Annotated in this window: 11 protein-coding genes and 1 tRNA gene; 6 read left to right on the forward strand and 6 right to left on the reverse strand. The window is 66.4% G+C overall.

Annotated elements, in window-relative coordinates; all coding sequences use genetic code 11:
• Window positions 1-60 precede the first annotated feature (60 nt).
• The gene (locus Q7J26_RS02005; RefSeq protein ID WP_304934844.1) at window positions 61-1,269 is read left to right on the forward strand and encodes an FAD-dependent oxidoreductase; all 1,209 of its coding nucleotides are present in this window, start codon (window positions 61-63) and stop codon (window positions 1,267-1,269) included.
• Here Q7J26_RS02005 and Q7J26_RS02010 read toward each other — a convergent pair.
• Entirely contained in the window at window positions 1,247-2,617 is a 1,371-nt protein-coding gene (locus tag Q7J26_RS02010) for a class II 3-deoxy-7-phosphoheptulonate synthase (protein WP_304934845.1), read from the reverse strand. The genes Q7J26_RS02005 and Q7J26_RS02010 overlap by 23 nt on opposite strands.
• Window positions 2,618-2,683: 66 nt before the next feature.
• Entirely contained in the window at window positions 2,684-2,824 is a 141-nt protein-coding gene (locus Q7J26_RS02015) for a hypothetical protein (protein WP_304934846.1), read from the reverse strand.
• Between the two features lie 382 nt (window positions 2,825-3,206).
• Here Q7J26_RS02015 and Q7J26_RS02020 point away from each other — a divergent pair, with 382 nt between their 5' ends.
• On the forward strand, window positions 3,207-3,413 hold the full coding sequence (locus Q7J26_RS02020) for a hypothetical protein (RefSeq protein WP_304934847.1): 207 nt from the start codon (window positions 3,207-3,209) through the stop codon (window positions 3,411-3,413).
• Window positions 3,414-3,579: 166 nt separating this feature from the next.
• The gene (locus Q7J26_RS02025) at window positions 3,580-4,797 is read left to right on the forward strand and encodes an LL-diaminopimelate aminotransferase (RefSeq protein ID WP_304934848.1); all 1,218 of its coding nucleotides are present in this window, start codon (window positions 3,580-3,582) and stop codon (window positions 4,795-4,797) included.
• Between the two features lie 26 nt (window positions 4,798-4,823).
• Here Q7J26_RS02025 and Q7J26_RS02030 read toward each other — a convergent pair whose 3' ends face one another.
• From Q7J26_RS02030 to Q7J26_RS02045, 4 genes are all read right to left on the reverse strand, one after another.
• A complete protein-coding gene (locus tag Q7J26_RS02030; RefSeq protein WP_304934849.1) occupies window positions 4,824-5,036 on the reverse strand; it encodes a hypothetical protein in 213 nt (70 codons plus the stop codon).
• A gap of 53 nt (window positions 5,037-5,089) precedes the next feature.
• Window positions 5,090-5,164: transfer RNA gene (locus tag Q7J26_RS02035), tRNA-Val, on the reverse strand.
• Window positions 5,165-5,220: 56 nt separating this feature from the next.
• Window positions 5,221-6,510 carry a dicarboxylate/amino acid:cation symporter gene (locus Q7J26_RS02040; protein ID WP_304934850.1) on the reverse strand — a complete coding sequence of 430 codons (1,290 nt, stop codon included), beginning with the start codon at window positions 6,508-6,510 and terminating at the stop codon, window positions 5,221-5,223.
• Window positions 6,511-6,610: 100 nt separating this feature from the next.
• Window positions 6,611-7,324, reverse strand: coding sequence for an HAD-IA family hydrolase (locus Q7J26_RS02045; RefSeq protein WP_304934851.1), 714 nt, complete (start codon window positions 7,322-7,324; stop codon window positions 6,611-6,613).
• 206 nt (window positions 7,325-7,530) lie between these two features.
• On the opposite strand from Q7J26_RS02045, the gene glmU reads away from it, so the two are divergent.
• From glmU to Q7J26_RS02060, 3 genes are all read left to right on the forward strand, one after another.
• Entirely contained in the window at window positions 7,531-8,895 is a 1,365-nt protein-coding gene (gene glmU / locus Q7J26_RS02050) for a bifunctional UDP-N-acetylglucosamine diphosphorylase/glucosamine-1-phosphate N-acetyltransferase GlmU (RefSeq protein WP_304934852.1), read from the forward strand.
• Complete coding sequence (gene rpiA, locus Q7J26_RS02055) at window positions 8,892-9,575, forward strand: ribose-5-phosphate isomerase RpiA (protein ID WP_304934853.1); 684 nt, start codon at window positions 8,892-8,894, stop codon at window positions 9,573-9,575. Before glmU ends, rpiA begins: the two co-directional genes overlap by 4 nt.
• Before the next feature lie 340 nt (window positions 9,576-9,915).
• Window positions 9,916-10,391 (forward strand): FAD-dependent oxidoreductase (locus tag Q7J26_RS02060; RefSeq protein WP_304934854.1); only part of this gene is annotated, 476 nt, incomplete at its 3' end.

Raw genomic sequence — 10,391 nt, forward strand, 5'->3', positions numbered from 1 at the left:
CCGCTATCGAACGGCCTGTGGTCGCGCTAGCCTGATTGCTCCCACCCCCTCGGAGGCCTCATGTCCGTTGTCTCGATCGCCAGTCGTCGGGCTGTGCTGACCGGCCTGGCAGGAACCGTGGCGGGCTGCGCCGTGACGCCGGCGGCGCCCGTGACGGGCTTTGCACCGCGCCGGATCGCGCCGATCCTGATGGCGCCCGAGCGGATCATCCGCATCACCGTCTGCACCCGTCCCTTCCGCCCGACCGGCCCCCGCCTGGACGCGGAAACGGTCGGCGACACCAAGGTGGTTCACAACTACGGCCATGGCGGCAGCGGCTGGTCGCTGTCCTGGGGCTCCAGCGCCATCGTGGCGCGCAAGGCCATGGCTTTGGCCGGCCTAGCGGGAGGGCCGCCTGTCATCGCCGTGATCGGCAGCGGCGCTCTGGGCCTGACCTCGGCGCTTCAGCTTCAGCGGATGGGCGCTCGGGTGACCATCTATGCGCGTGAACGCGCCGCCTTCACCCGATCGATGCGCGCCACGGGCAGTTGGACGCCGGACAGCCGAATCGCCGACGCCGACCATGTCGGGCCCGACTTCCCGGCCTTGTGGGAGCAGATGGCGCGCGAGACCTATGCGACCCACCAGACCTATCTGGGCACAGAAGGCGACCCGGTCGTCTTCAGCGACCGTTACATGCTGTCCGGCGGCGCGGACCTGTCGCGTACGGCCGAACCGCCGCCGATCCGCACCGCGCCGGGCGTAAAACCGATCCGCTTCGCCGAATACAGGCTGGACGGGCTGGCGCCGCGATCTATCCCCCTCCCCGCCTCGGCGTCGCCGTTCCCGGTCGGGGAGACCCGAATGGTTAGCGCCATGCAGTTCAACGTCGCTGAACTGGCGCACCGGTTGGAGGCTGAGTTCCTGGCCCATGGCGGACGGATCGAGACCCGCACCTTCAACACGCCGGCGGATCTGACGACCTTGTCCGAAAAGATCGTCGTCAACTGCACTGGATACGGCGCCCGGGCCCTGTTCGAAGACAAGGAGCTGATTCCGGTGCGCGGTCAGATCGCCTGGCTCGCGCCCCAGCCAGAGGCGAACTACGGCCTGCATTTCCGGGGCGTGACCGTCCTGTCGCGCCCGGACGGGATCGTGGTTCAGGCCACGCGCAACGACATGAACGGCGTCGGCATCGACGACGAGACGCCGGACCGGGCCGAGGCGAACGCGACCATCGGCCTCGTCGCCCCGTTGTTCCCGTCGATCAGGCGGCTTCCGACCGGCTGATCCGGCCCGACTTCAACCGCTCGGCCACCAGGAAGGCCAGCTCCAGGGCCTGGTCGGCGTTCAGGCGCGGGTCGCAGTGGGTGTGATAGCGGTTGGACAGGTCGTCCTCGGTCACGGCCTGGGCGCCGCCGATGCATTCGGTGACGTTCTGGCCGGTCATTTCCAGGTGGACGCCGCCGGGGTGGACGCCCTCGGACTCGGCCACATCGATGAAGGTCCGCACCTCGCCCAGGATCCGGTCGAACGGCCGGGTCTTGTAGCCGTTGCCGGCCTTCAGCGTATTGCCGTGCATCGGGTCGATCGACCAGATCACCTTGCGGCCCGAGGCCTTCACTTCGCGCATCAGCTTGGGCAGGCGCTCGCCGACCTTGTCGTGGCCGAAACGGCCGATCAGGGTCAGGCGGCCCGAGACGTTGTCCGGGTTCAGGGCGTCGATCAGAGGCAGCAGATCGTCGGCCGTCATGGTCGGTCCGCACTTCACGCCGATGGGGTTCTTGATCCCCTTCATGAACTCGACATGGGCGCCGTCCAGCTGACGCGTGCGCTCGCCGATCCACAGCATATGGGCCGAGGTGTCGAACCATTCGCCGGAACCGCCGTCCAGCCGCGTCAAGGCGCTCTCGACGTTGAGCAGCAGGGCTTCATGGCTGGTAAAGACCTCGACCCGGCTCAGGTCCGGATGGGTCTCGGGCGTGACGCCGACCGCCTCCATGAAAGCCAGGGCCTCGGTGATCTTGTCGGCCAGTTCGCGGTACTGGGCGCCGGCGGCGTTGTCGCCCGCGAAGCCCAGGGTCCAGCGATGGATATTGTACAGGTCGGCATAGCCGCCGCCGGCGAAGGCCCGCAGCAGGTTCAGGGTGGAGGCCGACTGGTTGTAGGCGCGGATCAACCGTTGCGGATCAGGCGCGCGTTCTTCAGGCGTGAAGCCCATGCCGTTGATGATGTCGCCGCGATAGCTCGGCAGTTCGACGCCGTCGATCTCTTCCAGCGGGGACGAACGCGGCTTGGCGAACTGGCCGGCGATCCGACCCACCTTCACGACCGGCTTGCGCCCGGCGAAGGTCAGGACGACCGCCATCTGCAGGATCAGGCGGAAGGTGTCGCGGATATTGTCGGTCGAGAACTCCTTGAAGCTCTCGGCGCAATCCCCGCCCTGTAGCAGGAAGGCCTCGCCGCGCTCCACCTGGGCCAGTTTCGACGTCAGGCGGCGCGCCTCGCCCGCGAAAACGAGCGGCGGCAAGGCGCGCAACTCGTCCTCGACGATGGCGAGGGCTTTAGGATCTGGATAGTCCGCCGGCATGTGCAGGGCGGTCTTTGTTCTCCAGCTTTCGGGGGTCCAGCGTGTCATCGCGCAAGAATAGGACTTTGCAGCCGCTCAAACAACGAAAACACGAATAGATTTTGCCGTTCAGCCTCAGTCCTCGTCGGACGGCGCCTTTTCGGTCGCCTCGGCAGCCTTGCGCTCAGCCTTGGCGGCCGCCTTTTCCGCCGCCTTGGCTGCGGCCGCGCGGTCACGTTCCTGACGTTCGAAGCTATAGTTGGGTTTGCGGGCCATGGGCGTCCTCGTCTGGTCGATAGTCTGGAGGGGAAAGTGGCGGTCCGTCACGCTCGACGCAATCGCCAAATCGCTCCGTCCGCTGACAGGGGCCTACAGAAGCCGCTCCTTGCGGGCCAGAAACTTGGTCAGGCGGTGCAGGACGATCAAAATATCGGCGAGGAGTGTCATGTGGTGAAAACGCGTCTGAGCTCTTGATGTTCACCCGCCGGGCCATCGGTCGCACCCTCTCGTCGATCTGTCCCGCGACTCGGACGCCTTTCGTTTCGGACCGATGTAGCGGGGGCGTGAATTTTCGACGACATCGACAGAACGACTCTGGCGCCGGGCCTGCCCTCACCCATTTCTGGGTCGGGGCGAGACGATGGACCAGAGGTGCGACATGAGGCCCTATGACCTGACCCTGGACGAGATTCTGGCCGACCCCATGGTGCGGCAGTTGATGGATCGCGACGGCGTGGCTGAAGCCCAGGTGCGGCGTCTGTCCGACCACGTGCGCCGCCGTCGCGGTCCCGGACCAAGCCTTGGCTCCGCCGTCGCCGTTCGTCACGACGCCGTCGCTCCGGAATCGCGCAGCTTCGCCGATTGAGATAAGGCCCTGACCGCACGGTTCATGCCGGAAGCAGACGCCGCCCGACACCCGATCAGATGTTTTTGGCGTAAAAACCATGGAAACAGATGATCTTTCGGTATCGCAGCGTCGCCATTGGTGGCATCGCTGACGCCCTCTTTTCCTGCCCCCTGCGAAGTTCGACATGTCCGAAGAATTCTACCGCATGAAACGCCTGCCTCCGTATGTGATCGCGGAGACCAATGCTATGCGCGCCACCGCCCGCGCGGCAGGCGAGGACGTCATCGACCTGGGCATGGGCAATCCCGATCTGCCGCCGCCGCCGCACGTCATCGACAAGCTGTGCGAAGTGGCGCGCAAGCCCGACGCCCACGGCTATTCGGCGTCGCGCGGCATTCCCGGCCTGCGTCGCGCCCAGGCGAACTACTACGCCCGCCGTTTCGGCGTCGACCTGGATCCCGACACCGAGGTGATCGTCACCATGGGCTCCAAGGAGGGTCTGGCCAGCCTAGCCACGGCCATCACCGAGCCGGGCGACGTCGTCCTGGCGCCCAACCCGTCTTATCCGATCCACACCTTCGGCTTCATCATCGCCGGGGCGGCGATCCGCAGCGTGCCGACCACGCCGGACGAGCGCTATTTCGAAAGCCTCGAACGGGCCATGGCCTACACCGTGCCGCGCCCCAAGGTGCTGGTGATGAACTATCCGTCCAATCCGACGGCGGAGACGGTCGATCTGGCCTTCTATGAGCGGGTCGTCGCCTTCGCCAAGGCCAACGATCTGTGGATCATCAGCGACCTGGCCTATTCGGAACTCTATTACGACGGCAAGCCGACCGTCTCGATTCTGCAGGTGCCGGGCGCCAAGGATGTGGCGGTCGAATTCACCTCGCTGAGCAAGACCTACAGCATGGCCGGCTGGCGGATCGGCTTTGCGGTCGGCAATCCCAAGCTGATCGCCGCCATGGCGCGGGTGAAGTCCTATCTCGACTACGGCGCCTACACCCCGATCCAGGCGGCCGCCGTCGCCGCGCTGAACGGGCCGCAGGAGATCGTCGAGCAGAACCGCGCCCTGTATCATCGTCGCCGTGACGTTCTGGTCGACAGTTTCGGCCGCGCCGGCTGGGAGATCCCCAAGCCCGCCGCCTCCATGTTCGCCTGGGCGCCCCTGCCCCCGGCCCTGGCCCATCTGGGCAGTCTGGAGTTTTCAAAGCAACTGTTGACCCACGCCAAGGTCGCGGTCGCTGCGGGGGTCGGTTACGGCGAAAACGGCGAGGGTTTTGTCCGCATCGCCCTGGTCGAGAACGAGCAGCGCATCCGTCAGGCCGCGCGCAACATCAAGACCTATCTGAAGTCGATGGGCGTCAACGTGCCCCCCGGTCGGGACGTGCCGGACGTCTGATTCTCCCAATTGGTTTGGCAGCCGGCTTACGGCCGGCTTCGAACTTCCCAGTCCAAAGTCCAGCGATTGGCGCCGGCCTGCTTCAGCTCGCTGACGGCGGCCGGCACCTGACGGTCCAGCCCGTCCAGCAGGGCCACGCCCTGGCTGACCGAGGCGACGGTGGCGTTGGTCTGCCAGAAGGGACCGCCCAGGCCTCTCAGCGAGAAGCGGATATGGACGGTGTCATTGACCTGGGGCATCGGCGTTTCCATCAGCGGCTGCGTGCGGCGACGCGGCTATCGGGAACGGAGGATGGTGGATGCGACAGGGATTGAACCTGTGACCCCCTCGGTGTGAACGAGGTGCTCTCCCGCTGAGCTACGCATCCATGCCTTGCGGAGGCGGCGACATAGCCCGGTCGCCCGCCCCGCGCAAGCGTCCGTTTCAGATTCCTGCAGCCCGGACCGCCTCGGGCGTCTCCGCGTCCGGATCGCCGGGCAGCCAGGCGACGTGACCGTTGTAGATGTCCTCGTTCAGTATCCCCTCCTCCTTGGCCACCAGCACCGGCACCAGCATCTGGCCGGTCACGTTGGTCGCCGTGCGCATCATGTCGATGATCCGGTCGATGGCGACGATATAGCCGATGCCTTCCAGCGGCAGGCCCGCCGTGGACAGGGTCAGGGTCAGCATGACGATGGAGGTTCCCGGCACCCCCGCCGTGCCCAATGAGCCCAGCACCGCCGTCAGGCCGATCAGGATATATTGGGTCAGGGTCAGGTCGATCTGGAAATACTGGGCGATGAAGATCGAGGCGATGGCCGGATAGATGGCCCCGCACCCGTCCATCTTCACATTGGCGCCCAGAGGCACGGCGAAGGCGGCATAGGCCTGGGGCACGCCCAGCCGTTCGACCGTCTGGCGCAGGGTGATCGGCAGGGTGCCCAACGAGGACGATGTCGCAAACGCCGTCTGCTGGGCCGCGAAGGCGCCGCGAAAGAAGCTGGTGACCTTCAGCCCATGCAATTTCAGCAGGCCCGAATAGACCACCAGAATATGGAACAGGCAGGCCGCATAGATGGCGCCGATGAACTTCAGCAGGGGCAGCAGGGCTTCCCAGCCATAACCGCCGACGACCGAACCGATCAGGCCGAACACGCCGATGGGCGTCAGTTGGATCACCCATCGCGTAATGCGGAAAATGACCGCCGCGCCTTCGTCCACCAACCGCCGCACGCCCTGGGCCCGGTCGCCCAGCGCCACCAGGGCCATCCCGACCAGGGCCGAGAAGAAGATGATCTGCAGCACCTTGCCCTCGGCCAGGGCCGCGAACGGATTGGTCGGCACCACGCCGATCAGTACTTCGAGCGGCGTCGGGATCACCCGGTCCTTGACCTCGCCCAGCGGCAGGTTGGCCAGGCCCACGCCCGGATTGATGATATGGCCGAAGGCGAAACCGACCAGCACGGCCAGCAGCGAGGTGATGGCGAACCAGACGATGGTCCGCACCCCCAGACGCACCGCCCCGGCCCCCTCGCCCAGTTTGGCGATGGAGCTGGCGATGGTGAACAGCACCAGGGGCGCCACCACCATACGGATCAGGTTCAGATAGACGTCGCCGATGGGCTGCAGCCAGACCTCGGCCCGTTCACGCAGGATCAGCCCGGCGATGATGCCCAGGACGAAGCCGGCGGCGGTGCGCTGCCACAGCGGGATCTTGGAAAATCTGGCGAGCATGAAGTTGCTTTCAACAGGGGTGCGCCAATCTGTCCATCGCCGTGTCGATCCGCAACCGCTCCGGCGATCATTCAGCCGACAGATTTCCTGTCGGCGCCCCTCAGAATTTCAGCGCCTTCATGACGTAGAAGTCCGACAGGATGCCGTCGATGGCCTCTTCGACATCCTCGAAGTCGTCGATCAGCACGTCGGCGCCCAGGTCCTCGACCGGCACGGGCGTGAAGCCGAAGGTGACCAGGATGCACGGCATGCCTGCGTCCTTGGCTGCATCCGCGTCCGGCGCCGCATCCCCGACCATGATGGCTCGCTCGGGATCGCCGCCGGCCTTGACGACCGCCTCCTTCAGGTGTGCGCCCGAGGGTTTGCGGGCGCTGACCCGGTCTGGCCCGACGATGGCGGCGAAATGACGGGTCAGGTCCAGCTTTTCCAGCAGCAATTCCGACAGATCCGACCGCTTGTTGGTCGCCACGACCAGGATCGCTCCGCGTTCGCTCAGCCGCTCCAGAGTCTCGACCACGCCTTCGAACGGCTGCGACCCGTCGGCGATGTGGGCGGCGTAATCGACCAGGAACCGCTCGAACAGTTCGTCCGATTGCGCCCGTTCGACCGAGGCTCCGGCGGCCTCGAATCCATGAACCAGCAGCGCCCGCGCGCCCGAACCGATCAGGGTCGAGGCGGATTCCATCGGCACGGGCGGCAACCCCTCCTCGACCAGCAGCCGGTTCAGGGTTCCAATCAGATCCGGCGCGGAATCGACCAGGGTCCCATCCAGGTCGAAGGCGATGGTCCAGCCTTCCAGGTCGCGATCAGTCATGGTCTCGGTTCACCCTTCTTCGTCATCCTCGGGCTTGACCCGGGGATAGGACGCTGCGCCGCTCGTGCGACGATAGTCTCGATAGGTCTCGGCCCGCGCTCGATCCTCGGGTCAAGCCCGAGGATGACGGCGTGAGGCGGATGATGGTTCTAAAGCGCGCCGTCGCATTGTAGACGGCCACAGACGACTAGACGCCGGAACGATTCATGACCAGCCAGACGCGCCCTCGCGCCGCCATCATTCTCGCCGCCGGCCAGGGCACCCGGATGAAGTCGCCCCTGCCCAAGGTGCTGCACCCGGTCGGCGGCCGCGCCATGCTGGACCACGCCATCGACGCCGCCCAGGCCCTGGGCTGTCAGAAGATCATCGTGGTGGTCGGAACCCATTCGCCCGAGGTCCGCGCCCATGTGGTCGCCCGACTGGGCGAAGCCGCCATCGCCGTTCAGGACCCGCCCCTGGGCACCGGCCACGCCGTCCGCGCCGCCGAACAGGCCCTGGCCGGGTTCGACGGGGATGTGGTCGTCACCTATGGCGACGTGCCTCTGCTGAAGGCGGCCGACATCGAACCGGTGTTCAATGTCGATGGTGTGACCGTGATCGGCTTCGAGGCGCGCGATCCCGGCGCCTATGGCCGGTTGATTCTGGACGGCGACGCCTTGACCGCCATCACGGAGGCCAAGGAAGCCTCGGCCGAAGTTCTTGCCATCACCGCCTGCAACTCCGGCGTCATGGCGGCGCCCGCCGCCCTGCTGTTCTCGCTGCTGGCGGATGTCCGCAACGACAACGCCAAGGGCGAATACTATCTGACCGACGTGGTCGAACTGGCCCGCAAGGCCGGCCATCCGACCCGCGCCGTCTTCGCGGCCGAGGACGCCGTCATGGGCGTCAACTCCCAGGCCGAACTGGCCCAGGCCGAAGCCCTGTTTCAGAGCGTCCAGCGCGACGCCTTCCTCGCCGCCGGCGTGACCATGAGTGCGCCCGACACCGTCCATTTCGCCTGGGACACCCAGGTCGGCGGCGGCACGACCATCGAGCCCTTCGTCGTTTTCGGACCTGGCGCCGTGATCGAGGGCGGCGCCCGCATCCGCAGCTTCAGCCATGTCGAGGGCGCCCGCGTCGCCTCCGGCGCCGAGGTCGGCCCCTACGCCCGGCTGCGACCCGGCGCGGACCTGGCCGAAGGGGTCAAGATCGGCAATTTCGTCGAGATCAAGAATGTGAAGATGGCCCAGGGGGCCAAGGCCAATCACCTGGCCTATCTGGGCGACGGATCGGTCGGTGCGGGGGCCAATATCGGCGCCGGAACCATCTTCTGTAACTACGACGGCTTCAACAAGGCCCGGACCCAGGTCGGCGCCGGGGCCTTCGTCGGCTCGAACTCCAGCCTGGTCGCCCCGGTCGTGATCGGCGACGGCGCCATCGTCGCCTCCGGCTCGGTCATCACCGACGACGTGCCCGCCGACGCCCTGGCCTTCGGCCGCGCCCGCCAAACCCTCAAGCCGGACGCCGGCGCCGCCTTCCGTGTGAAGGCCAAAGCCAGGAAGGACGCGGCCAAGGCCGCCAAGCAGAAATGAGCGACATACAAAAGAAGAACGCCGGCGAAGCCGCCGCCGCCCATGTCGAGGCCGGCATGGTCGTGGGCCTGGGCACCGGCTCGACCGCCGCCTGGTTCGTCAAGGCGTTGGCGGCGCGCGGCCTGTCGGGTCTGCGTTGCGTCCCGACCTCGGAAAAGACCGCCGACCTGGCGCGCGAACTGGGCCTGACCCTGTCCACGCTGGAAGACACGCCCCGCATCGACCTGACCGTCGACGGCGCCGACGAGGTCGGCCCCGGCCTGGCCTTGATCAAGGGCGGCGGCGCGGCCCTGCTGCGCGAGAAACTGGTGTGGGAGGCGTCCAGCCGCTGCATCGTCATCGCCGACGCCGCCAAGGTGGTGCCGGTGCTGGGAACCTTCCCCCTGCCGATCGAAGTGGTCGCCTTCGGTCACAAGACCACGGCCAACCGCATCGCCGACGTCCTGATCGATCATGACATCAATCAGCCCGCCCGCGTCCGTCAGGCGGATCGTGGACTGGTCCGTACCGACGGCGGCAATCTGATTTACGACGCAGGTTGCAAGGCCATCCACGATCCGGTCCGCTTGGCCGACGATCTGAAGCTGATCACCGGCGTGGTCGAACACGGCCTGTTCCTCGACCTGGCCGACCTGGCGATCATCGGCACGGACAGCGGGGTCGAGACCCTCACGCCTTGACCGTCGCAGGCTAAATCAGCCTTACGCCATAGTCTCTACACAACCGTCATCCTCGGGCTCGACCCGAGGATCAGGCGCGGGCCTGTCTGTGCGCCACCCCATGCGCAATGCGGCGGGCCATCTGGTCCTCGGGTCGAGCCCGAGGATGACGATCTGTGAATGGGATGACGACACATGGCATAAAGCGGCGCCGCCTTGTCCCCGCGCGTCCCGGCGCCTAAATCCCACGCCTCGCCTCCGGCGTGACCGGAACCGATTTCAGACGATTCATACTATTCAGACGCTGTTGACGATTCATACTATTCAGACGCTGTTTTTGTGAGTCTGAACGGAGCGCCCGATGGCCGATTACGACTACGACCTCTTCGTCATCGGCGCCGGTTCCGGCGGGGTCCGCGCGGCGCGCCTGACCGCACTGGGCGGCAAGAAGGTCGCGGTGGCTGAGGAATACCGGGTCGGCGGCACCTGCGTGATCCGCGGCTGCGTGCCCAAGAAGTTCATGGTCATGGCCTCCGAGGTCAGCCACGCGCTGGAGATCGCCGAGGGCTACGGCTGGTCGTTCGACAACGCCCGGTTCGACTGGCCGACCTTCCTGGAGGCCAAGGACGTCGAGATCGCGCGCCTGTCCGGCATCTACGCCGCCAACCTGGGCAAGGCGGGTGTCGAACTGGTCCACGGCCGCGCCGTTCTGAAGGACGCCCATACGGTCGAGATCATCGGCAAGAACCAGACCTTCACCGCCGAAAAAATCCTGGTGGCCACCGGCGGCCGTCCGTGGAAGCCGGAAAACCTGCCCGGCATCGAACACGCCATCAC

Source organism: Brevundimonas sp., assembly GCF_030656255.1.
Lineage (GTDB): Bacteria > Pseudomonadota > Alphaproteobacteria > Caulobacterales > Caulobacteraceae > Brevundimonas.

Coding starts and splice junctions, on each gene's coding strand:
- Q7J26_RS02045 (WP_304934851.1), bottom strand. CDS start 7,324: ATGACTGATCGCGACCTGGAAGGCTGGACCATCGCCTTCGACCTGGAT.
- Q7J26_RS02030 (WP_304934849.1), bottom strand. CDS start 5,036: ATGCCCCAGGTCAATGACACCGTCCATATCCGCTTCTCGCTGAGAGGC.
- Q7J26_RS02020 (WP_304934847.1), top strand. CDS start 3,207: ATGAGGCCCTATGACCTGACCCTGGACGAGATTCTGGCCGACCCCATG.
- rpiA (WP_304934853.1), top strand. CDS start 8,892: ATGAGCGACATACAAAAGAAGAACGCCGGCGAAGCCGCCGCCGCCCAT.
- glmU (WP_304934852.1), top strand. CDS start 7,531: ATGACCAGCCAGACGCGCCCTCGCGCCGCCATCATTCTCGCCGCCGGC.
- Q7J26_RS02025 (WP_304934848.1), top strand. CDS start 3,580: ATGTCCGAAGAATTCTACCGCATGAAACGCCTGCCTCCGTATGTGATC.
- Q7J26_RS02040 (WP_304934850.1), bottom strand. CDS start 6,510: ATGCTCGCCAGATTTTCCAAGATCCCGCTGTGGCAGCGCACCGCCGCC.
- Q7J26_RS02010 (WP_304934845.1), bottom strand. CDS start 2,617: ATGACACGCTGGACCCCCGAAAGCTGGAGAACAAAGACCGCCCTGCAC.
- Q7J26_RS02015 (WP_304934846.1), bottom strand. CDS start 2,824: ATGGCCCGCAAACCCAACTATAGCTTCGAACGTCAGGAACGTGACCGC.
- Q7J26_RS02005 (WP_304934844.1), top strand. CDS start 61: ATGTCCGTTGTCTCGATCGCCAGTCGTCGGGCTGTGCTGACCGGCCTG.